Source organism: Cellulomonas sp. NPDC055163 (genome assembly GCF_053607065.1).
On the sequence record NZ_JBSGSU010000007.1, the window covers coordinates 209,950 to 231,330 of the forward strand.

Annotated in this window: 22 protein-coding genes; 13 read left to right on the forward strand and 9 right to left on the reverse strand. The window is 75.5% G+C overall.

What is annotated here, in order from left to right; genetic code table 11:
- The first annotated feature begins 73 nt into the window (after positions 1 to 73).
- From ACWFNE_RS15440 to ACWFNE_RS15450, 3 genes are all read left to right on the forward strand, one after another.
- The gene (locus ACWFNE_RS15440; protein WP_452123303.1) at positions 74 to 970 is read left to right on the forward strand and encodes a hypothetical protein; all 897 of its coding nucleotides are present in this window, start codon (positions 74 to 76) and stop codon (positions 968 to 970) included.
- Positions 967 to 1,524, forward strand: a complete 558-nt coding sequence (locus ACWFNE_RS15445; protein ID WP_452123304.1) for an STM3941 family protein — start codon at positions 967 to 969, stop codon at positions 1,522 to 1,524. The genes ACWFNE_RS15440 and ACWFNE_RS15445 overlap by 4 nt, the downstream gene beginning before the upstream one ends.
- Before the next feature lie 80 nt (positions 1,525 to 1,604).
- Positions 1,605 to 2,282, forward strand: coding sequence for a DUF998 domain-containing protein (locus ACWFNE_RS15450; RefSeq protein WP_452123305.1), 678 nt, complete (start codon positions 1,605 to 1,607; stop codon positions 2,280 to 2,282).
- An 11-nt stretch (positions 2,283 to 2,293) separates the two neighbouring features.
- On the opposite strand, the gene ACWFNE_RS15455 is transcribed toward ACWFNE_RS15450, so the two are convergent.
- The 4 genes from ACWFNE_RS15455 to ACWFNE_RS15470 form a co-directional block, all read right to left on the reverse strand.
- Complete coding sequence (locus tag ACWFNE_RS15455; RefSeq protein WP_452123306.1) at positions 2,294 to 2,608, reverse strand: DUF1905 domain-containing protein; 315 nt, start codon at positions 2,606 to 2,608, stop codon at positions 2,294 to 2,296.
- Positions 2,609 to 2,686: 78 nt separating this feature from the next.
- Positions 2,687 to 3,829: a 23S rRNA (uracil(747)-C(5))-methyltransferase RlmC gene (gene rlmC / locus ACWFNE_RS15460; RefSeq protein ID WP_452123307.1), complete on the reverse strand. Its 1,143-nt coding sequence runs from the start codon at positions 3,827 to 3,829 to the stop codon at positions 2,687 to 2,689.
- Between the two features lie 93 nt (positions 3,830 to 3,922).
- The gene (locus ACWFNE_RS15465; RefSeq protein ID WP_452123308.1) at positions 3,923 to 4,828 is read right to left on the reverse strand and encodes an ABC transporter substrate-binding protein; all 906 of its coding nucleotides are present in this window, start codon (positions 4,826 to 4,828) and stop codon (positions 3,923 to 3,925) included.
- Entirely contained in the window at positions 4,825 to 6,915 is a 2,091-nt protein-coding gene (locus ACWFNE_RS15470) for a putative bifunctional diguanylate cyclase/phosphodiesterase (protein ID WP_452123309.1), read from the reverse strand. The genes ACWFNE_RS15465 and ACWFNE_RS15470 overlap by 4 nt, the downstream gene beginning before the upstream one ends.
- A gap of 203 nt (positions 6,916 to 7,118) precedes the next feature.
- Between ACWFNE_RS15470 and ACWFNE_RS15475 the strand changes: the two genes are divergently transcribed.
- Entirely contained in the window at positions 7,119 to 7,586 is a 468-nt protein-coding gene (locus ACWFNE_RS15475) for a hypothetical protein (RefSeq protein ID WP_452123310.1), read from the forward strand.
- A 173-nt stretch (positions 7,587 to 7,759) separates the two neighbouring features.
- Positions 7,760 to 9,166 (forward strand): prolyl oligopeptidase family serine peptidase, encoded by a 1,407-nt coding sequence (locus ACWFNE_RS15480; RefSeq protein WP_452123311.1) that lies wholly within the window; start codon positions 7,760 to 7,762, stop codon positions 9,164 to 9,166.
- Positions 9,167 to 9,182: 16 nt separating this feature from the next.
- Here the strand turns inward: ACWFNE_RS15480 and ACWFNE_RS15485 are convergent, their stop codons facing one another.
- Positions 9,183 to 10,259 (reverse strand): glycosyltransferase family 4 protein, encoded by a 1,077-nt coding sequence (locus ACWFNE_RS15485; protein WP_452123312.1) that lies wholly within the window; start codon positions 10,257 to 10,259, stop codon positions 9,183 to 9,185.
- Between the two features lie 113 nt (positions 10,260 to 10,372).
- Here ACWFNE_RS15485 and ACWFNE_RS15490 point away from each other — a divergent pair, with 113 nt between their 5' ends.
- From ACWFNE_RS15490 to ACWFNE_RS15505, 4 genes are all read left to right on the forward strand, one after another.
- Positions 10,373 to 10,789 carry a DUF2510 domain-containing protein gene (locus ACWFNE_RS15490; protein ID WP_452123313.1) on the forward strand — a complete coding sequence of 139 codons (417 nt, stop codon included), beginning with the start codon at positions 10,373 to 10,375 and terminating at the stop codon, positions 10,787 to 10,789.
- Between the two features lie 108 nt (positions 10,790 to 10,897).
- A complete protein-coding gene (locus ACWFNE_RS15495) occupies positions 10,898 to 11,776 on the forward strand; it encodes an alpha/beta fold hydrolase (protein ID WP_452123314.1) in 879 nt (292 codons plus the stop codon).
- A 117-nt stretch (positions 11,777 to 11,893) separates the two neighbouring features.
- Positions 11,894 to 12,511: a GyrI-like domain-containing protein gene (locus ACWFNE_RS15500; protein ID WP_452123315.1), complete on the forward strand. Its 618-nt coding sequence runs from the start codon at positions 11,894 to 11,896 to the stop codon at positions 12,509 to 12,511.
- A 64-nt stretch (positions 12,512 to 12,575) separates the two neighbouring features.
- Positions 12,576 to 14,015 (forward strand): MFS transporter, encoded by a 1,440-nt coding sequence (locus ACWFNE_RS15505; RefSeq protein ID WP_452123316.1) that lies wholly within the window; start codon positions 12,576 to 12,578, stop codon positions 14,013 to 14,015.
- A gap of 29 nt (positions 14,016 to 14,044) precedes the next feature.
- Here the strand turns inward: ACWFNE_RS15505 and ACWFNE_RS15510 are convergent, their stop codons facing one another.
- Positions 14,045 to 14,665 (reverse strand): GNAT family N-acetyltransferase, encoded by a 621-nt coding sequence (locus ACWFNE_RS15510; RefSeq protein WP_452123317.1) that lies wholly within the window; start codon positions 14,663 to 14,665, stop codon positions 14,045 to 14,047.
- 265 nt (positions 14,666 to 14,930) lie between these two features.
- On the opposite strand from ACWFNE_RS15510, the gene ACWFNE_RS15515 reads away from it, so the two are divergent.
- Genes ACWFNE_RS15515 through ACWFNE_RS15525 form a run of 3 tightly spaced genes read left to right on the forward strand, consistent with a single transcriptional unit; the run spans position 14,931 to position 17,583 of the window.
- On the forward strand, positions 14,931 to 15,761 hold the full coding sequence (locus tag ACWFNE_RS15515; protein ID WP_452123318.1) for a CPBP family intramembrane glutamic endopeptidase: 831 nt from the start codon (positions 14,931 to 14,933) through the stop codon (positions 15,759 to 15,761).
- A gap of 5 nt (positions 15,762 to 15,766) precedes the next feature.
- Positions 15,767 to 16,930 carry a sensor histidine kinase gene (locus ACWFNE_RS15520; protein ID WP_452123452.1) on the forward strand — a complete coding sequence of 388 codons (1,164 nt, stop codon included), beginning with the start codon at positions 15,767 to 15,769 and terminating at the stop codon, positions 16,928 to 16,930.
- Positions 16,927 to 17,583 (forward strand): response regulator, encoded by a 657-nt coding sequence (locus ACWFNE_RS15525; RefSeq protein ID WP_452123319.1) that lies wholly within the window; start codon positions 16,927 to 16,929, stop codon positions 17,581 to 17,583. The genes ACWFNE_RS15520 and ACWFNE_RS15525 overlap by 4 nt, the downstream gene beginning before the upstream one ends.
- A 79-nt stretch (positions 17,584 to 17,662) precedes the next feature.
- Here ACWFNE_RS15525 and ACWFNE_RS15530 read toward each other — a convergent pair whose 3' ends face one another.
- From ACWFNE_RS15530 to ACWFNE_RS15540, 3 genes are read right to left on the reverse strand one after another with little or no spacing between them, the layout of a single operon-like run.
- Positions 17,663 to 18,436, reverse strand: coding sequence for an SCO1664 family protein (locus tag ACWFNE_RS15530; RefSeq protein WP_452123320.1), 774 nt, complete (start codon positions 18,434 to 18,436; stop codon positions 17,663 to 17,665).
- The gene (locus ACWFNE_RS15535; protein ID WP_452123321.1) at positions 18,433 to 19,002 is read right to left on the reverse strand and encodes a DUF3090 domain-containing protein; all 570 of its coding nucleotides are present in this window, start codon (positions 19,000 to 19,002) and stop codon (positions 18,433 to 18,435) included. Before ACWFNE_RS15535 ends, ACWFNE_RS15530 begins: the two co-directional genes overlap by 4 nt.
- Positions 19,003 to 19,012: 10 nt before the next feature.
- Positions 19,013 to 19,732, reverse strand: coding sequence for an MSMEG_4193 family putative phosphomutase (locus ACWFNE_RS15540; protein ID WP_452123322.1), 720 nt, complete (start codon positions 19,730 to 19,732; stop codon positions 19,013 to 19,015).
- A gap of 117 nt (positions 19,733 to 19,849) precedes the next feature.
- Between ACWFNE_RS15540 and ACWFNE_RS15545 the strand changes: the two genes are divergently transcribed.
- Positions 19,850 to 21,298 (forward strand): DUF2252 domain-containing protein, encoded by a 1,449-nt coding sequence (locus tag ACWFNE_RS15545; protein ID WP_452123323.1) that lies wholly within the window; start codon positions 19,850 to 19,852, stop codon positions 21,296 to 21,298.
- The last annotated feature ends 83 nt before the right edge of the window (positions 21,299 to 21,381 follow it).

A 21,381-nucleotide genomic window follows, 5' to 3' on the forward strand; every position in this document is an offset into this window, starting at 1 on the left:
GTGGCGGGCGGCCCGGCGTCGCCACGACGCGTTCCGGCACCGCGGGGCCCGGGCGATCTGGTAGACCAGCACGGTGACACGCACGCACGAGTCGACGACCACCTGGCACGGCGAGCCGGCGGTGCAGGTGACCGGCGGCGGGGGGCTCGTCGCGGTGGTCGTCCCCGGCCGCGGCGCCAAGATCGCGTCGCTGCGCGACGCCTCGGGACGCGAGTGGCTGCTCGGGCCGGGAGCGGACGTGCCGCCGCCCGCGCGGGGCCCGGCGTCGTTCACCGACGCCGAGATGTGCGGGTGGGACGAGTGCGTCCCGAACGTCGACGCCGACGAGCTCGACGGCATCGCACTCCCCGACCACGGCGAGGCCTGGACGACGCCGTGGACCCGGCGGGACGACGGCTCGTGGGGGTTCGAGAGCCGGTCGCTGCCGTACCGGTTCACGCGTCGCACCGAGCCGACCGCGACCGGGATCGCGCTCGTCTACACCGCGGAGGCGCTCGGCACCGAGCCGGTGCCGTTCCAGTGGGCCGCACACCCCCAGTTCGCCCCCGGGCCGGGGGCACACATCGAGCTGCCCGCGGACGCGACGCACGTCGACGGCGTCTACGGGCTCGACGGGCGCGCGCCGTGGACCCCGGAGCTCGCCGACGCCGAGCACGTGCAGGCGGGCGAGGCGCTCAAGATCTGGGTCGCGCCGCAGACCCCGGCCTCGTGGGCGGGCGTTCGCGCGGCCGACGGGTCGGTGCTGCGGCTCTCCTGGGACGTCGCCGCGGTGCCCTACCTGGCGCTCTGGGTCGACGCGGGCATGTTCTCGCGCGAGCGCGTCGTGGCGCTCGAGCCCGCGACGGGCGCCCGGGAGGCCCTCAGCGCGTCACGGGACGACGGCCGCGCGCAGCTGCTCGAGCCGGGCGCGCCGGTGACCTGGACGGTGCACGTCGAGGTGCTCCCAGCCGACGCCCAGGAGACCGTGTGACCACCCCCGCCGGCCCCGCCGCCCCCGCCGGCCGGACCGTCGAGATCGGCACGTCCCCCGGTCAGACCGTGCGTCTCACGCTGCTCAGCGCGCTCATGACCGCCGCGTCGGCGGCGCTCGCGGTGCTCGGCGAGGGCGTCGTCGCGGTCGTCGTCGGGTGGGTCGGCGCGCTGTTCTTCGGCTTCTGCGGCCTCGTGTGGGTCCGGCGGGCGCTCGTGCAGCGCGGCCCGGTCGTAACGATCTCCCCCGAGGGCTTCCGTGACGTCCGCGTCGCGCGTGAGACCGTGCCGTGGGCCGACGTGCTCGAGATCTCGACATGGACGCACTCGGGTCAGCACGTCCTGGTCCTGCGGGTCGCCGACGACGTCTGGGACCGGCTCGCGCTGACGACGATCGCGCGGGCGTCCCGTCGCGCGAACCGCGCGCTCGGCGCGGACGGTCTCGCGGTGACCGCCCAAGGGCTGCGGACGTCCTACCCCGAGCTGTTCCGGCTGACGGTGGAGGCGGCCGCTGCGGCGTGGCAGGCGGACACGACCGGCGCGGCCGGGCACTGACCGCATCTCCGGAGCCGGTCCGCCGCGGGTTCACCCGTGCCGGGCGGGCGCACCGGGCCGGGCCTGCGTACCGTCCGAGCATGCCCGCCCCGCGACCCACCGACCGGCCGCCCGTCCCCCCGTGGGCGCTCGCGTCCGCGATCGCCGCCCCGGTCGCGATGATCGGCAGCTGGACCGTCGCCGCCGCCGTGCAGGGCGACTTCGACGCGGTGCGAGAGACGATCAGCGCGCTCGCCGCCTCGGACGTCACCGCGCCCTGGGTCATGACGGCCGGGCTCGCGCTGACCGGTGTCGCGCACGTCGTCACGGCCGCCGGTCTGCGGGCGCTCCCCCGGCTCGCCCGCACCGTGCACGCGGTCGGCGGGCTCGCGACGCTCGCGGTCGCGGCGCTCCCCGTCGACGCGTTCCCCCACCCGCACGGCGTCGCCGCGGGGATCGGGTTCGGTGCGCTCGCGCTGTGGCCCGCAGCCGCCTGGTCCCCGGGAGCGTCCGGGGTGCGACGGCGCGCGGTCGCGCTCGGGGCGGCCGGGGTGCTGACGGGCCTGCTCGTGCTGTTCGTCGCCGAGCTCCAGGGCGCCACACCGGACGGCGGCGCCGCCACCGGGCTCACCGAGCGGCTCGTCGCCGGCGCACAGGCGCTGTGGCCCCTCGTCGTCGTGGTTGCCCTGCGCCGCGAGGACGTGCGGGACGCGCGGGTCGCGCGGGAGGCGCCAGACGGGGCGGACGAGGAACGGCAGACAGCGGCGGACCGCGCCTGAACGCGCCGCGCTCAGGCGTCGAGGACCACGAGGCGCAGGCGCGCGGTCGCCCCGGCGCTGAGCCCTTCTGCGGTGCGCACCGCCTTCTTGACCGGCAGGACGTACGTCTTGCGACCCGAGTCCGGGAAGATCGACGTGCGCCACGTCGTCGCGCCGACCGTGACCTCGACGCGGAGCGACCCGAAGCCGCGCGCCCGCCCGCCGGCGACGTCGAGCACCTCGTCCGCGACGTCCGCCGGCAGGCTCACGAACGTCCAGCTGTCGCTGCGCGCCTGCCAGAGCCACAGCTCGGCGTCGAACTCGTAGGTCATGCCCTGGGTCGCCACCGGTGCAGTCCACCACGCACCGGCGACACGCGGTCGGCAGGCGGCGCGCTAGGCCGCCGCGGGGTCCCGGCCCCGCGCCTACCGGCGCTCGAGCAGCGTGACGACCTCGTAGTGCATCGTCTGCGGGAACATGTCGAGCACCCGGCCGCGTACGGGCACGAGGGACGGCATCTCGGCGAGGTCCCGCGCGAGCGACCCCGAGTGGCAGCTCGAGTACACGACGCTGCGCACCGTCGAGCGTTCGAGCCAACGCGCCAGCTGCGGCCCGACACCCCGCCGCGGCGGGTTGACGACCACCACGTCCGGGGTGCCCGGGCCGCCGTCGGTCGCGCCCGACCCCAGCGCGAACGCCGTCGCGTCGCCCGCGCGGAACAGCGTGCCGTCGAGGCCGGCCTCACGCGCGCTGACCTCGGCGCTCGCGACCGCCTCGACGCTGGTCTCGATCCCGGTCACGGTGCGGCCCGGCGCCGCGACGTGCAGCGCGAAGCCCCCGACCCCGCAGTAGAGGTCCCAGACCGTCGCAGGCGAGCGCTCGTCGACCCAGTCGCGCGCCTGCCGGTACAGCGCCGCGGCCACCTCGGTGTTCGTCTGGAAGAAGCTCTGCGGGCGCAGGTGCAGGTCGAGCCCGTTGACGCGCATGCGCAGCGTCTCCGCGCCCGTCAGGAGGATCTCCCGGTCGCCCTCGACGGTCGCCTTGTGCTCGGGGTGCAGGTTCACCGACACGACGACCGCGGCGGGAAGGGCGGCGAGCAGTGCCGGCAGGTGCTTGCGGATCCGGGCGACCGACTCCTGCGAGCGCAGCACGAACCGGATCATCAGCTCGTCGTCGGGCGACTGCGTCACGAGCACGTACTTGAGCTCGCCGGTCCGGCGTGCGACGTCGTACGGCGTGAGCCGGGCCGACGTCACGAAGTCCGCGAGCACGGGCAGGCTCGCGTGCAGCGCCGGCGGGTAGAGCGGGCAGTCACGCAGGTCGACGCCGGCGCCCGCGGGGTCGAGGATCCCGAGCGTCGGGGCGTCGACCGTGCCGCCCGCGACCATCTTGGCCTTGTTCCGGAACCCGGCCTCGACGCTCGCGACCGGCGGGAGCCAGACGAGCTCCGGGCGCGGCCCGAGCACGGCCTGCGCGTGCGCCTGCTTGGCTGCGAGCTGCTCCGGGTACGACTGGTCGAGGAGCGTGCACGACCGGCAACGCCCCGCCACGAAGTACGAGCAGTGCACGGCCCCGACTCTACGGCGCCCGGTCGCCGACGCCGCCCGGTCGCCGGGCAACGCCCAGTCGCCGGGCACCGCCCGGTCGGGACGCGCGCACCGTCACGTCCCCGCGTTGAGCGTGATCTCGTCGACCGCGCCGCCCTGGAGGTTCCACCGGGCCAGCACGTCCGCGTACTCGCCCGAGGTGAGCACCTCGCTCATGGCGTCCTGCAGGACGGGCGCCAGCCCGGCGTCGGTGCGCGAGACCGCGATGCCGAACGGCGCGGGCTCGTGCTGCTCGTCGCTCACGAGCTCGAAGGCGCTGCGGCTGCGCGGGTCGCTCGCGAGGTGCGCCGCCGGCGGGTAGTCGACGAGCGTCGCCTGCACCGTGCCCGCGCGCAGCTCGAGCATCGCGTCGGCCGCGGTGAGGGACTGCGTGACGGCGAGCGGCTCGTCGCCGCACGTCTCCTGGAGGCGGCCGGCGAGCAGCTCCTGCGTGGTCCCCGCGCCGACCGACACCGGCCGCCCGCACAGGTCGCCGAGCCCCGTGATGCCGTGCGCGTTGCCGTGCTGCACGAGGATGGCGGTCCCGGCGCGGAAGTAGTCGACGAAGTCCACCTTCGCCTGCCGCTCGACGGTGTCGGTGATCCCCGACATGCCGAGGTCGGCCTCACCCGCGGCGAGCCGGTCGAGGATCGTCGGGAACTCGGCCGGCTGGAACTCGACGTCCACGCCGAGCACACGCCCGAGCGCCGCCGCGAGGTCCGCCTCGGAACCCTCGAGCGTGCGGCCGTCGGCGGCGTAGAACATGACGGGCGCGTAGCCGGCCGACGTCAGGACGGTGAGGGTGCCGTCGTCCCGGACGTCGGCGGGCAGCCGGTCGTGGAGCTCCTGCGAGAACGCGGCCCGCCGCTCGTCGGGCTCCGGCTCGGTCTCGGGTGCGCACGCGGCGAGCGCGAGGGTCGCGAGGGCCACGAGGGCCGCGGTGGTCACGCCGGCGGTCCGGCGGAGGACGTGGGTGCTCATGGCGCTGCCACCTGGCTCTCGGTGCTGTCGGTGCTCTCGGTGCTCTGGGTGCTGTCGGTGTCGTGGGTGCTCGGCGTGCCGGCGACGCTCGGCGGCACCGGGGCGGTCCCGCCGGTGCCGGGGACGGCGTCGGTGGCGGCGCGCAGACCGAGCACGTCGCGCCACGGGCCGGGACGGGCGTAGTGGTACCCCTGCGCGACGTCGCAGCCCGCGGCACGGAGCCACGCGGCCGCGTCGGCGTCCTCGACCCCCTCGGCGACCACGACGCAGCCGAGCCCGTGCGCGAGCCCGACGACCGACGCGACGACCGCGCGGTCGGCGTCGGGGTCCGGTGACGCGACGCCCGCGACGAACGCCCGGTCGACCTTGACCTCGGCGAACGGCAGGCGGCGGAGCTGGCGCAGGCTCGTGTACCCGGTGCCGAAGTCGTCGAGCGAGACCCGCACGCCGAGGTCGACGAGCGCGTGCAGGACGGCGCCCGCCTGCTCGGTGTCGGTGCCGAGCGCGCTCTCCGTCACCTCGACCGTGAGCCGCTCCGCCGGGGTCCCGGTGCGCTCGAGCAGCTCGGCGACCGTCCCGACGAGCCCCGTCGTGGTCAGGTTGCGCGGCGAGACGTTGACCGCGACGGACAGGTCGCGGCCGAGCCCGGCCCACCGGGCACGGTCCGCGAGCGCACGCCGGAGGACCCACGCCGTGAACGGGTCGATGAGGTGGGACTGCTCGAGCGTGGGCAGGAACTCGGCCGGTGGGAGCAGCCCGCGCGTCGGGTGCTGCCAGCGCACGAGCGCCTCGAGGCCGACCGCCCGGCCGCTCACCAGGTCGACCTGCGGCTGGTAGTGCAGCACGAGCTCGTCACGGTCGAGCGCCGCCGCGAGCTCGCGCATCAGCAGCCCGTGACCCGTCGGCGCCTCGGCGGCCCCGGGCTCGTAGATCACGACGCTCGACGTCCCGCGCTTGCCCCGGTACATCGCGGCGTCGGCGTGCCGCAGCAGCTCGGCGAACGACGCACCGTGCTGCGGGCTGAGCGCCACGCCGATGCTCGCGTCGATGCGGATCGGGGTTCCGTCGAGGTCGACGTCGGCGCCCAGCTCCTCGACGACGCGCGCGAGCAGCGTGTGCGCCTCGTCGACGGTCGTCACTCCCGGCAGGACGAGCGCGAACTCGTCTCCGCCGATCCGCGCGACGGTGTCGGCCGGACGCAGGGCGCCCTGCAGCCGGCGGGCGACGACCTCGAGCAGCACGTCGCCCGCGTGGTGGCCGAGCGTGTCGTTGACGTCCTTGAACCGGTCGAGGTCGACGAGCGCGAACGCACCGTGCGGCTCGGCGCCGCGGTCCGTCATCCGGCGGACACGCTCGCGCAGCAGCGCGCGGTTGGGCAGCCCGGTGAGCTGGTCGTGCGTCGCCTCGTGCTCGCGCTCGGCGGCGTGCTGGCGCAGGCGCCGCGTCGTCGACCACGAGATGGAGGCCAGCACGACGTAGAGCACGAGGAGGCCACCGGCGAGGCGGCCGTAGGTGCTGCGCAGGCTCGCGTCGAGGCTGTGCTGGATCGGCTCGTACGGCAGCTCGACCTCGAGCACGCCGCTCGCGCGCCCTGCCGTGCTGACGATGATGGGCTGGGTCACGCGCACGACCGTCCCGTCGACCCCGTCCCCGACGAGGCTCGCGACGGGCGTGCCCGCGACGGCGGCCCGGAAGTCCCGCGAGTCCGCGGCCTGCGGGCTCCGGTGAGAGCCGTCGTCGGAGAACAGGACACGGCCCGACTCGTCGCGCACCCGCAGGTGCACGACCGAGGCGTTGAAGACGGCGAGCTGCGTCGACTCGCCGAGGCGCCGCACGGCGTCCTCCGTGAGGGCCTCGTCCTGGACGGTGCCGTCGAGGTGCGCGTCGCGCAGGGCCGGGCCGATGGCCATCTGCTGGATGACGGCCGCCTGCGCCTTCGCCTGGAGCAGCCCGTTGTTCAGCGCGTCGGACCGCGCACCGTTGATCAGCAGCGCGCTGATGCCGACGATCGGCACCAGGCTCGCGGCGGCGTACGTGGCGAACAGTCGGGAGCCGAGCGTCCGTCCCGTCGACCCAGGCCCGCTCATGGTGTGCGATTCGGCACGGCGGGCGCCGCGGTGAGCGACGGGGGCGGGTGCACCTGGACGCCGGACCAGAATCACCCGTCTGCCGGGGTGGCGCGCCGTCACCCGAAGGGGTCGCCGCCACGGGTGCGGCGCGCCTCCGGTTGCGCCCGCGTCCCGTTGGCGGTCGGGTGGCGAGGTCACCCGTTCGGACCTCAGGAGGAATCATGGACGGCCAGACCGTCGGGATCATCATCGGCGTCGTCGTGCTGGTGGTGGTCGTCGTGGTGCTGCTCGCGCTGTCGCGCAGGCGTGGCGAGCGAGCGGCCGAGGCACAGCGCGCCAAGGCGCGGGAGATCCGGGAGAAGGCCGAGACCGACCGCATCGAGGTCCAGCGTCGCGAGGCCCAGGCGGCCCGGGTCGACGCGGAGGCGCGGCTCGCGCAGGCCGAGGCCGACCAGCGGGCGGCGGACGCCGCTGAGCTCCAGGCCGAGGCCCGCCGGCGCGCGGAGCACGCCGAGGGCGCCCGGGCCAAGCTCGACGACCAGCTCGGGCGCGCCGACCGCATCGACCCGGACGTCCCCACCGACGTCCGCCGCTCGGACGCCGGCACGGGCACGGGCACGGGCACGGGAGCGCACCGCGCCGACCCGGACGTCGAGGTCGACGAGCACCGCACGGACACCCCGCGCTGAGCTCCGGTCCCGCGTGTGCCCGACGGTCCGCAGCGACGGACCGGGCCACCGTGCGGCGGGGCCGGTCGCCGACCGAGGATGTCCGTTTCGTCCGTTGACCCGGGTTTCGCCCACCCGTTCAATGGACGAGCGCGCGGTCAACGGCGACCGCGCCACCATCTCGGGGGGCACCGATGACGGTCCGCGCACACCTCGTCCCGGCGGCAGCGACCGCAGCCCTGCTCGCGGCGGTGCTCGTCCCGGCGCCCGCCACCGCGGTGCCGGCACCGCAGTCCGGACGCGGGGCCGCCTCCGTGGTCGGCGTCGACGTCGTCGCGGAGGTCGGACCGCTCGGCGCCGCCGTCACCGCCGTGGCCATCCAGCTCGACCGCACGGTCAGCGCCCCGTACACCGACCTGGACGAGGCGGCGTTCGCCGTGCAGGCGACGCTCGACGGTGTCACCGCCCCGCGCACCGTGACCGACGCGTACCTGAGCGACTCCGCCGAGCCCGGGGAACCACGCTCCCGGGGTCGCGTCGTCGTCGTCGAGCTGTCCGCGGACGACCCGAACGCCGGGGTGCTCTGGTACGACGGCACGCTCAACCACCGGTACGCGCTCGAGGGCGCCTACCTCGTCGAGGTGCTCGACGACGTCGTGGACCGCCGTGGCCGCGTGCTCGTGCGCGAGACGGGCGACGCGCTCGCGAACGACGACGTCGTGATCCCGGTGGTCGACGACTTTGTGCAGCGCGCCGCCACCGGGTCCTCGGGCGTGCTGCTGCGCTACGGCCTCTACTCCCCCGGACGCGACCGGGCGCCGGGCCCGCACCACGGCCGCCCGTCCGGCGGACGTCCCGGCGAGGGTCCGGACGCGACGCTGTACCCGCTCGTGGTCGCGCTGCACGGCTCGGGCGAGCGCGGGACCGACGGCACGACGCAGCTCCTGGCGAACGAGCTCGGGGTCGCGTTCGCGAAGCCGTCGCGGCAGGCGTCCGACCCGAGCTTCGTGCTCGTGCCGCAGGCGCCGCCGCCGTCCGTGCAGCCGGTCGAGCCGGGCCAGTCGGTGTGGGAGGTCCCGGGCGTGCAGTCGGCGCTGCTCGAGCTCGTGGACCGCGCGATCGCGACGTACCCCGTCGATCCCGACCGCGTGTACCTGACCGGCCTGTCCATGGGGTCGATGGGGACGTTCGACATCCTGCCGAAGCGCCCCGAGCTGTTCGCGGCGGCCCTGCCGGCCACGGGCTACGCGGACCTGGCGTCGGCGCCGGTCCTCAAGGACATCCCGATCTGGGCGACGCACTCGGTCGACGACACGACCGTGCTCTTCGACCGCCCCGACTCCGACTGGAACCTCATGGCCGCGATCGAGGCGACCGGGACGCCGGTGACGCGAGACGAGTGGGCCGCGAACCTGCCCGACGAGGAGAACGAGGCGAACGCCCGCGCGCAGTGGGAGCGCGCGGAGGCCGAGGGCAGCCACACGCTGTTCACGGCGTGGACCGCCGGGACCACGCCGGTCAACCCGCACTTCGCGTGGGTGCCGACGTACTCGAACGACGTCATGGTCGACTGGCTGTACAGCCACGTGCGCGGGGAGTGACGCCCCCGGGCGCCGCCTACCGCACCTGCGCGGTCGGCGCCGTGCCCGTGCCGAGCACGCCGAACCCGGACCAGATCCGGTACAGGTCGGCGATCTGCTCCGCGACACGGCTCCCCTCGTAGCGGGCGACCGCGGCCGCCGCCCGCGCCCCCGCGTGCGCGCGCAGCCCCGGGTCCGCGCGCAGGGCACGCAGGTGCGCGACGTACCCGGCGACGTCCGCCGCCTGCAGGTACGCGTCGGGCCGGTCACCGAAGACCTCGGCGAACACGGGCAGGTCGCTGAGCACGAGCGGCAGCCCCGCGAAGCCCGCCTCGACGGGCGCCATGCCGAACGTCTCGTGCCGCGAGGGGAACAGGAACACGTCGGCCGCGCGGCAGTACCGGGCGACCTCGGCGCGCGAGAGCTGGCCCGTGAACCGCAGGTTGGCGGGCGCGTCGGCGACGACACGGCTCATCTCCCCCCGACCGGCCGACGCGGCGCCGAACAGCGTCCCCCCGACCCAGGCGAACCGCGCGTCGGGCAGGGCGCGGGCGCAGTCGGCGAACTCCTGCACGCCCTTGCGCGGCTGCAGCTGACCGACGCCGAGAACCACGAACTCCTCCCCGTCGATCCCGAGCGCGGAGCGGGCGGCGGCGCGGTGCTCGGGCGAGCCCTGGAACGGCTCGGCGACGACCGCGTTGGGGACGACCTCGATCGCGGTGCGCACCCCGATCTCCTGGAGCTCGGCCGCGGCCGCCGCGCTCACCGCGAGGACGAGGTGCGCCTGGTTGTAGAACGTCCGCAGGTACGCCGTGAACGCCGGCCCGTACAACCGGACGCCGACGAGGCTGCCCTCGAGCGAGCCCGGGGTCACGTGCGCGGACACGACCCGCAGCCCGCGGTGGCGCCGGAGCCGGCGCAGGCTCGCCGGCCCGAGGGTGTGCACGTGCAGCACGCCGTCGCGCCGGTCCTCGTTGATGCCGACGTCGAAGCCGAGCGCCGCGTGTGCCGCCGCGAGGTCGCAGAACGCGGTGTGCACACCGTGGCCCTGCACGGTGGAGACGCTCTCGGACACGTGATTGATGCGCAGCAGCGCGGGTTCACCCAGGGTCACGCACGCACCCTAGGACCCGCACGCCGCGCCCCGGGGTCGTTCGCGTGCCGGTTTCGTGAACACCCGCCGCCCGCCGTGGCGGCCCCCGGCGCCGCGTGCCGGAGGATGAGGCCATGAGCCACGACGCGCCCGACCCGACCGTCCCGCAGCCCGCAGCGCCGCGCGGCGACGCCGCACCCGGCTGGTACCCCGACCGCGCGACGCCGGGGGTCGAGCGCTGGTGGGACGGGACGGCCTGGGACGCGCGGACCCGGCCGCTCGAGGGCCTCGCCCGCCCGCTGGCCCCGGTCGTCCTGAAGAACACCCGGGCGACCGCGGGGCTCGTCCTCGGGGTGCTGTCGCTCGTCGTCAACTCGTTCCTGGTCACCTCGATCGCGGCGATCGTGCTGTGCGGGCAGGGGCTCGTGCGGGCCGGTCAGCTCACGACCGCGGGGTACGCGCCGGTGGGCCGGACCGCCGCGATCGTCGGCCTGGTGCTCGCGCTCGCCGGGGCCGGTGGGACGGTGGTGCTCAAGGGTCTGCTGTTCTGACCCGGCCGCGCCTCACGGCCCGATGAGTTACGGCGCCGACCGGAGTCGGACCTGCCAGCGGGCGCGGAGCAGCGCCCCGACCTACCGACGACCGACAGGAGCACGGCGATGACCACGACGACCCTCGCGACCCACACCCTCGAGGTCCCGGGCGCGACGCTCACGTACGACGTGCGCGGGCCGCTCCCGACGGCCGGCGGCACCCCGCCGCTGCTGATGATCGGGCAGCCGATGGACGCGGCCGGCTTCGGCACGCTGGCCTCGTACTTCTCCGACCGCACGGTCGTCACGTACGACCCGCGCGGGCTCGGCCGCAGCGTGCGCCACGACGGCGGCACGGAGCACCGCCCGGAGCAGCAGGCCGAGGACCTGCACCTCCTCGTCGCCGCGCTCGGTGCCGGGCCGGTCGACCTGTTCGGCAGCAGCGGCGGCGCGATCACGGCGCTCGCGCTCCTCACCGCCCACCCGGGGGACGTGGTGCGGGTCGTCGCGCACGAGCCGCCGGCGATCACGGTGCTGCCCGACGCGGAGGAGGCCGCAGCCGTGTGGCGCCGCGTCCGGGGCACCTTCGACGCGAAGGGCTGGGGCTGGGGCATGGCCTCGTTCATCGCCATGACGTCCTGGGAGGGCGAGTTCACGCCCGACGTCCTGGCGGAGGCCCCGGACCCGGCGATGTTCGGCATGCCGGGCGAGGACGACGGCGCCCGCACCGACCCGCTGCTGTCCGGCGCGGCCGACCCGGTGGTCGCCTACCGCCCGGACGTCGAGGCGCTGCGCGCGGCCTCGGTCCCGCTCGTGCTCGCTGCCGGCATCGAGAGCAAGGACACGATGACGTGGCGCACGACGGAGGCGCTCGCCGGGGAGCTCGGTGAGGAGCTCGCGGTGTTCCCGAGCAACCACGGCGGGTTCCTGGGCGACGAGTACGGGATGCCGGGCCAGCCGGAGGCGTTCGCGGCGCGGCTGCGCGAGGTGCTCGCCGCGGGGTGACCGCAGGCGCCGGTGCGGGTCGACGCGGCACGGGATCTCGGCCGGTGCCGGGCGACAGGGCGCGTCGCCCCGACCGTCGCCCCGTCGCCCGACCCACCGCCAGCGAGGAGCCATGAGATGACCGCCGCGACCGGACCCGACCTGCGGCGCACGCACCCTGCCGTGTGGCGAGCACCGGACGACCCCGAGCTCGTCGTCGTCCCCCCGGTCCGGTACCTCATGGTCGACGGCGCGGGCGACCCGTCGACCGCGCCCGCCTACGTCGACGCGGTGCACACGCTCTACGCGGTGAGCTACGGCGTCCGGGCGCTGGTCAAGGCGTCGGGCGGTGCGCCGTGGACGGTGATGCCGCTCGAGGGCCTGTGGTGGGCCGACGACCTCACGACCTTCACGTCGGGCCGCCGCGACGGCTGGCTGTGGACGATGCTGATCGCCCAGCACGACGGGGTCACCGCGGAGCTCGTCGCCGAGGCGCTCGACGCCGCGACCCGCAAGGGGAAGGCCCCGGCGGCGGAGCGTCTCCGGCTCGAGGTGCTCGACGAGGGCGAGGTCGTCCAGGTCATGCACCACGGGCCGTACGCGACGGAGGGACCGACCATCGAGCGGCTGCACGCGTTCGCCGCGGACGCCGGGCGCGGGCTCCGCGGCCACCACCACGAGGTGTACCTCTCGGACCCGCGACGCGTCGCGCCGGAACGGATGCGCACGATCCTGCGGCAGCCCGTCGGGCCGTGAGCCGCACGACCGCCCAGCGACGGCCCCGCGCGCGGTCGGGAGCTGCGACGTAGTGTCCGGAAGGGTGACGGACGCCCGGACCCGCAGCGCGGCCCCACCCACCGACGAGCCGGACCCGAACCGCTGGAAGGCGCTCAGCGTCTGCCTCGCCGCCGGGTTCATGACGCTGCTCGACGTCAGCATCGTCAACGTCGCGCTCCCCTCGATCGCCCAGGACCTCGACGCGTCCCCGTCGGCGCTCCAGTGGGTGGTGTCCGGCTACGCGCTGACGTTCGGGCTCGTCCTCGTGAGCGCCGGCCGGCTCGGCGACGCCCGCGGTCGGCGGAGCCTGTTCATCGTCGGGGTCGTCGTCTTCACCCTCGCGTCGCTGGGCGCCGGTCTCGCGCCGACGGCGGAGTGGCTCGTCGCCGCGCGCCTCGTGCAGGGCGTCGGCGGCGGGATCATCAACCCGCAGGTCTCGGGGATCGTCCAGCAGCTCTTCCGTGGCGCCGAGCGCGGGCGGGCGTTCGGCCGGCTCGGCACGACGATCGGGGTCTCCACCGCGATCGGGCCGGTGCTCGGCGGCGTGATCCTTGCCGTCGTCGGGCCCGAGGACGGCTGGCGCTGGGTGTTCCTCGTGAACCTGCCGGTCGGCCTCGTCGCCGTCCTGCTGTCGCTGCGCTACCTCACGCCACGGCGCGACAAGGAGCCCGCACGCGACCTCGACCCCGTCGGGGCCCTGCTGCTCGGGGCCGGCGTCGTCGGTCTCCTGTGGCCGCTCGTGAGCGAGCAGCGGGAGACCGTCGACCTCGTGCTGGCCCTCGCCGGGCTCGTCCTGCTCGTCGCGTTCGGGCTGTGGGAGCGACGCGTCGCCGCACGCGGCGGCACCCCGATGGTGCGGCTGTCGCTGTTCCGCGTCCCCGGCTACGGCAGCAGCGCGCTGCTCGCGCTCGCGTACTTCTCGGGTTTCACGTCGATCTTCTTCGTCCTGACCCTCTACCTGCAGGACGAGCTCGCCTACTCGCCCCTGGCCGCGGGTCTCGCGATCACCCCGTTCGCGGTGGGCTCGGCGGTGACGTCCGCGGTCGGCGGGCGGGCGGTCAGCACGCGCGGACGGAGCGTCGTCGTCCTCGGCCTCGCGCTCGTCGTCGTCGGGGTCGTGGCGACCGACGTCCTCCTCGCGCTCGCGGCGGGCTCACCCGCGACCGGGTGGTGGATCGCCGCACCGCTGCTCGTCGCGGGGCTCGGCAGCGGACTCGTCATCTCCCCCAACCAGACGCTCGCGCTCGAGCACGTCCCCGTCGACCAGGCCGGCGCGGCGGGCGGCGTCCTGCAGACCGGGCAGCGGCTCGGCTCGGCCGTCGGGATCGCCGTCGCCGGGTCGCTCTACTTCGCCGGCTCCGGCAGCGGCGACACCGCGACCGGTGTCACGCACGGCCTGCGCGCGACCGTCGCACTCCTGACGGTCGCGCTCGTCATGGGCGTCGTCGACCTGCGCCGCCGGTCGCCGGACCGGGCCGGCTGAGGCGCGGTCGGTCCGCGATCAGCCCGTGATCAGCTCGCGGACGCGGGCCGCTCCGCTGCGGCGACCTCCAGGGTCATGACGCAGTTCCCCTTGCCCTTCGGTCGCTGGTACGTGAAGCCGAGCCCCTCGTACATCGTCCGCGTGGCGTTGTAGAGGAACGACGACGACGTCCTCTTGCCGGGCGGGAGGTCGTGCGGGTAGGCCTCGACGAGGCCGCCGCCCGCCTCGGCGATCAGCGCGAGCGCGCCGCGCACCGCGACGGCGGCGACCCCGCTGCGGCGGTGGTCACGGTCGACGAACAGGCACGTGATGCGGAAGTCGGGTGCCCGGACGAGGCCCTGCTCCCACTGCCTGCGGTGGTGGATGTTCGGGACCTCCGAGACCGGCCCGAACTGGGCCCACGCGATCGCCCGGTCGCCGTCCACGACCAGCGCCGCGTGGGTGCGACCACTCAGGACCAGCTCGTGCGTGAACTCGCGGTTGCCGAGCTGCCTGCGCTCCGGCGGGTCCGGGTAGCAGTGGAACCACGTGCACCAGCACCCGCCCCACACGCCGTTGTGCCGTTCCGCGAGCGCCGCGAACGCACCCCACGTGTCCGCGCTCAACGGCTCGATCCCGTAGCCGTCCACCGTGACCCCGACCTCGTCCACCCGACCGACGGTAGGCCGCCTCCCGGACGATCGGCGTCCGGAGCCGGCGCCCGATCAGGCGGAGCGGTCGCTCCGCAACGGTCATGACGAACGACCTTCCGCACCTCGGGCAGCCCTGGTCCTGCGTCGTCGACCGCCCGAGCGCCATCCCCCGTGCGAGCTACCCACGCTGCCCACCCCACGGTGACCCGCCCGCCCCCGCCGCCTCCCTACGGTCGAGGCACAGCCGCCGCACCCCGCCGCAGCACGTGGAGAGAGGCCGGTCATGCGCCTGCTGAAGCAGCTCGGAACGGTGTTCGTCGTCGCCCTCGTCGGTGGTCAGGCGGTCGCCGCGGTCGACGGGAGCTGGCTCGGGACGCTCCTGCTCGGCACCGCGACCGCGGTCCTGGCACTCGTCGCGTACCGGTGGGTGGTCCGGCGGACGGAGCACCGGGCGCCGGGCGAGCTCGCGCGGGACGGCGCCGGCTGCGCGACCGCCCGGGGGCTGCTGCTCGGGGTGCTCATGTTCGGCGCGGTGATCGCCTGCATCGCGCTCACCGGCGGCTACCGGGTCGACGGCTGGGGCTCGGCGACCGTCGCGGTCGGCCTGCTCGGGTTCACCGCGGCCGCAGCCGTCACGGAGGAGCTCCTGTTCCGCGGCGTGCTGTTCCGGGTCGTCGAGGAGCGCGCGGGCACGTGGGGTGCGCTGCTCCTGACCTCGGTGCTGTTCGGGGCCGTGCACCTGACGAACCCGCACGCGACGGTCTGGGGCGCGGTCGCGATCGCCGTCGAGGCCGGGGCGATGCTCGGCGCCGCGTACGTCGCCACCCGGACGCTCTGGCTGCCGATCGGGCTGCACTTCGGTTGGAACGCCGCCGCCGCCGGGATCTTCGGCACCGAGGTCTCCGGCAACGACACCCCGCAGGGCCTGCTCGAGGGCGTCACGTCGGGGCCGGTCCTGCTGTCCGGCGGGGCGTTCGGACCGGAGGGCAGCCTGTTCGCCGTGCTCGCGGGCGCGGTGCTCGCGGTCGGGTTCCTGCGCGTCGCTCACCTACGAGGGCGGATCGTGCCCGCTCGGCGGCGTGCGGACCGCACCCTCGCCACCGCTAGCGTGTGACGGTGATGGACCGGGAACGGGTGGCGGCGACGTGGCGCGAGCTCGACGTCACCGTCCGCGACCTCCCCCTCGCCCTGCTGGTCGGCGTCGCGCCGCTGGTCCCCGCACTGCAGCACCAGGGCACGCAGCTCGGCGACGTGCCGCACCGGCCGGCCGACGCGCTGACCGTCGTGGTCGTCGCCCTGCAGTCGGCGCCGCTCGTGGTCCGCCGGCGTCTGCCCGCCGCCTGCCTCGCGCTCGTGTCGCTGGGGTTCGCCGTCGACCAGCTCCGGGGCTACCACTCGGTGGCGGGGATCGCCCTGCCGATCGCGCTGGTCAGCACGGCCGCGCACCTCGACCGGTTCCGGCGCACGACCGCCGCCGTGGCCTCCGCCGCGTACGTCCCGCTGGCGGTCGCGCTCGACCGTGCGGGCTCGCGCGAGCAGGCGAGCGGGTACCTCACCTTCTCCCTGCTCCTGGCGGCGGCCTGGTGCGTCGGCGTCTGGCTGCGGCAGTCCCGGGCGGCCGAGGCGGAGCACCGCACCCACGCCGCCGAGAGCGCGCGCGTCGCCGAGCGCACCCGCATCGCGCGCGAGCTGCACGACGTCGTGACCCACCACGTGACCGCGATGGTGGTCCAGGCCGAGGCCGCGCGCTACCGGACGGCCGACCCGGACGCGCTCGACGAGACCCTCACGGCGGTCACCGACACCGGCCGCCGAGCGATCACCGACCTGCGCCACCTGCTCGGCGTGCTCGACCCCGGGCACGCCGCCGCGCCGATCCCCGACGCACGGACCCCGACGGTCGGCGACCTCGCCGAGCTCGTCGAGCAGACCCGCCGGGCCGGGCAGCCCGTGGAGTACGTGGCGGAGGGCGATCCCGGGCGGGGTGCGGGCAACGCCGAGGCCGCGGCGTACCGCGTCGTCCAGGAGTCGCTCACGAACGCTCTCAAGCACGCCCACGGCGCCCCCACGACCGTCCTCGTCCGCCGCGACGACGGCGCTGTCACCGTCGAGGTGCGCACCGGCGGCTCGGCGTCGCGACCCGGGTCGGCTGGAGGGGGCGGTCGCGGGCTCGTCGGTCTCCGCGAGCGCGTGGGCGTGCTCGGTGGCGAGCTGCGCGCGGGCCCGCAGCCCGGTGGCGGGTTCGTCGTGCACGCACGCATCCCCGCCGGGAGCCCGTCGTGACCGCTCCCGTCCGCGTCCTCGTGTGCGACGACCAGGCGCTGATCCGCACGGGCTTCGCGACGATCATCGGCGCGCAGCCCGACCTCGAGGTCGTCGGCGAGTGCGGCGACGGGCGCGCCGCGGTCGACCTGGCCGGGCGGCTGCAGCCCGACGTCGTGGTGATGGACGTGCGGATGCCCGTGCTCGACGGGATCGAGGCGACCCGGCTGCTCGCGGGTGCCGGCGTCGCGCGCCCGGTCAAGGTGCTCGTGGTGACGACGTTCAACCTCGACGAGTACGTGTACGAGGCGCTGCGCGCCGGGGCCAGCGGCTTCCTGCTCAAGGACGCCCCGCCCGCGCAGCTCCTGCACGGCATCCGGACCGTCGCCTCGGGTGCCGCGCTGCTCGCCCCTGAGGTGACGCGCCGGCTCGTGGGCCGGTACGCCGGTCGGATCCGGCCCCCGGAGACCCCGGCCGACAGCGCGCTCACCCCCCGGGAGCTCGAGGTGCTGCGTCTCCTGGCCGACGGCCTGTCCAACAGCGAGATCGCCGCGACGCTCGTGATCAGCCCCGAGACCGTCAAGACCTACGTCTCGCGCATCCTCACGAAGCTCGACCTGCGGGACCGGGTGCAGGCGGTCGTCTACGCGTACCGGAGGGGGCTCGCGGGCTGACGACGAGCCGGGTGCGGTGCGCACGGTGCTCGGCGTGCGACAGCGTCCACGGGGTCCACCGGCGGGTCGAGCCGGACCGTCAGAACAACGGCCACGGCACGGCCGGCATGGCGCCGCCGGGAGCGGGGAACCGGCCGGCCCGGACCAGGCGGTCGCACCGCTCGGCGAGGGCGGCGACCTCCTCCTCGCTCAGCAGCGTCGAGAGCCGCTCACCCAGGTCACCGGTCACCCTGGCCCGCACCCGCTCGACCCCGGCCCGCTCCTCCGCCGACAGCGGCTCCCCGAGCCACCCCCACAGCACGGTCCGCAGCTTGTGCTCCTCGTGGAACGTGACCCCGTGGTCCACCCCGTACCGGTGACCGCCCACCATCGGCAGGACGTGCCCGCCCTTGCGGTCCGCGTTGTTGACGAGGACGTCGAACACCGCCATGCGCCGCAGCGCCGCGGTGTCCTCGTGGATCACCGCGACGGTCCGGCCGTCCTCGTCACTTCCCTCGAGCACGGTGCGCCAGCCCTGCGCCGGCACCTGCGCGACCGGGACCACGTCGACGGGGTCCTGCGCGGCGTCGGGCTCCTGCCACAGCTGCACCATGCCCGGCCCGAGCGGCCCGTCGCGCAGCCACGTCCGCGGCACGACGTCCCACCCGGTCGCCTCCGAGACGAGGTACGCGGCGACCTCACGGTTCGCGAGCGTCCGGTCCGGGAAGTCCCACAGCGGGCGCTCGCCTGCCACGGGCTTGTAGACGACCGCGACCTCTGCGACCTTGCCGACGAACGTCGCGTTCGAGGCAGCGGTGATCCGGCCGACGAGCTCGAGCGCGCCGCCGTCGAGGTCGACGTCCGGAGCCGTCACACGCCCTCAGGGACCGGGCAGACGTGACCGTCGGGGTCGACCGGTCCGCCGCAGAGCGGGCAGGCGGGCCGGCCGGCGCGGACGACCTGGCGGGTGCGCTGCGCGAAGGCCCGGGCGGTGCCGACGGGGATGCGCACGAGCAGCATCTCGGCGGGCTCGTCGGCGTCCGGCTCGGGCTCGACCTCCGGGAGGTCGTCGTCCTCGTCGCCGGCCGCCTCGACCGGGTAGGCCTCGATGACGACCTGCGCGGTGCGCGGGTCCCAGCCGAGGCGCAGCGCACCGACGCGGAACTGCTCCTCGACGGGCTGGTCCAGCGGCTCGTTGTCGACGAGCTCGGCCGGGGTCTCGGTGGGGACGCTCACCGTGCTGCCGGCCTCGGCGACGAGCCGGTCGAGGAGCTCGTCGATGGTGTCGGCGAGCACCGCGGACTGCTCTTTCTCGAGCGCGACGCTCGTCGAGCGCGCACCCGCGCGGGCCTGCAGGTAGAACGTCCGTTCGCCGGGGCGACCGACCGTTCCGACGACGACGCGATCCGGCCAGTCGAACTCGTGGACGAGGGTCCGCATGCGCCGCAGTCTACGAGGCCGCACCGGGATCGCGCCGGGCGACGCCACTGGGCCCGGCCCCTCCCCCGACCGCCGCGTCCGCCACCGGGCCGCTCGACCGCAGCCACGCCAGGTCCCCGAAGTCGGTGTTGGTCGCGACCACGTCGGGTCGGGTCGTCCCGTACCGGACGATCGAGACCGACGCGGGGCCGACGTGGAGGCGCTGGAACAGGTCGAGGTGCATGCCGAGCGCGTCGGCGAGGACCGCCTTGATGACGTCGCCGTGGCTCACGGCCGCCCACACCGCACCGGGCCCGTGCTCGGCCTCGAACGCGGCGTCGTGCCCGCGGACCGCCGCGACGGCGCGCGCCTGCATCGCGGCGAGCGACTCGCCGCCCGGGAACGCCGCCGCCGACGGCTGCGTCTGCACGACCGACCAGAGCGGCTCCTGCGCGAGCTCGCCGAGCGACCGCCCCTGCCACTCGCCGTAGCCGCACTCGGTGAGCGACTCGTCGAGCCGCACCTCCAGGGCGCCTGCCTGCCGCTCGCGCAGCGCCCGGGCCGTGTCCTGGCAGCGCTCCAACGGGCTCGACACGAGCCCGGCGAGCGGGACGACCCCGAGCCGCTCCCCGGTGCGCGCGGCCTGCTCGCGCCCGACGTCGTCGAGCATGACCCCGGGCAACCGCCCCGCGAGGATGCCGTCGACGTTCGCCGTGGTGCGCCCGTGCCGGACGAGGATGACTGTGGCCATCCGCGCAGCCTAGGCACAGCCGGGGCGTGACCGCCGCCGGACCGCTCGACCGTCCGGCGGGCCGGGGGTCTGGTAGAACGAGACGGGCAGGGAGCGGAGGTGGCCGAGGTGGCCGAGGTGACGAGGAGCCGCGCGCGCCACACCGTGCTCGCCACGGCCGAGAGCGACGCCTTCACCTCGCTGCGTCGGCGGCCGACGTCGCGCCAGGAGCGGTTCGCCCTCGGCAAGAGCCTCCGCGAGCAGGTCCCCCGTCGGGCGCTCGCGCAGTGGAGCGCCCCGGCGGACCGCCCGGACCCCGTGGAGCTGATCCGCAGGTCGCACGAGGGACGCCTGGCGGAGCTCGTGCCGATCCGCGTCGCGCGCATGCTGGCGTCGCCGTACGGGTTCCTGCGCGGCACCGCGATCGTGATGGCGCACGACGTCGCGGGCCTGCCGGCGACGGGGATCACGCCGGTCGTCTGCGGCGACGCGCACCTCGGCAACTTCGGCTTCTACGCGTCGCCCGAGGGCGAGCTCGTCATCGACCTCAACGACTTCGACGAGGCGCACCCCGGCGCCTGGGAGTGGGACCTGCGTCGCCTCGTGGCGAGCATCTGGGTCGCCGGCCGGGAGAACGCGGCGAGCGAGGAGAAGTGTGCCGACGCCGTCGCGTCGTGCGTCTCCGCGTACCGGTCGGAGGTGCGCTTCCTCGCCGGGCAACCTCTGCTCCTGCGCTCGTACAACCGGCTCGACGTCGAGCGGATGCACGACTCAGCCAGCGACAAGACGCTGCGCGCGGAGATCGTCCGGGCCGCCCGGCGCGCCCGGAGTCGCACGAGCGACCGCGCCCTGCCGAGGTTCACGCGCGAGCACGAGGGCCGGCGGCAGATCGTGGACCAGCCGCCCCTGATCACCCGCGTGCCCGAACCGGACGCCGAGCACCTGGCGGCGGCGCTCGACGACTACCTCGACACCCTGGCACCGCACTGGCGACGCGTGCTCGGCGGCTACACGCTCGTCGACCTCGCCCACAAGGTCGTCGGCGTCGGGAGCGTCGGCCTGCGCGCGTACGTCGCGCTGCTCGAGGGCAGCGACCCCGACGACGTGCTGTTCCTCCAGCTCAAGCAGGCGCGCCGCTCGGTGCTCGCGCCGTTCGTGCACGGCGACTCCGCGTGGCACACGCACCAGGGCCAGCGCGTCGTGGAGTACCAGCAGGCCCTCCAGACGGTGAGCGACCCGCTGCTGGGGTGGACGACCGTCGGGGAGCGGCAGTACTACGTGCGGCAGTTCCGGAACATGAAGGGCACGGTCCCGCTCGACGCGATCGACGGGACGGCCCTGGCCGACTACGCGGGCATCGTCGGGCACCTGCTCGCCAAGGGGCACGCGCGCACGAGCGGCGCGTCGATGATCGCGGGGTACGCCGGCCGGTCGGACCGCCTCGACCGGGCGGTGGTCGCCTTCGCGCGGGCGTACGCCGACCAGACGGAGGCCGACCACGCGGCGCTCGTCCGCGCCGTCCGGCGCGGTGAGCTCCCGGCCACCGACGGCGCTGCCGACCAGGTCGGCAGCGCGTTCCGGCCGTGACCACGCGCGCCACGTCGCCCGGGGTGCACGACGGGCCACCACCCCGGCGAGAGGCCGACGGCCTTCGAGTGCCGGGGCAGCCC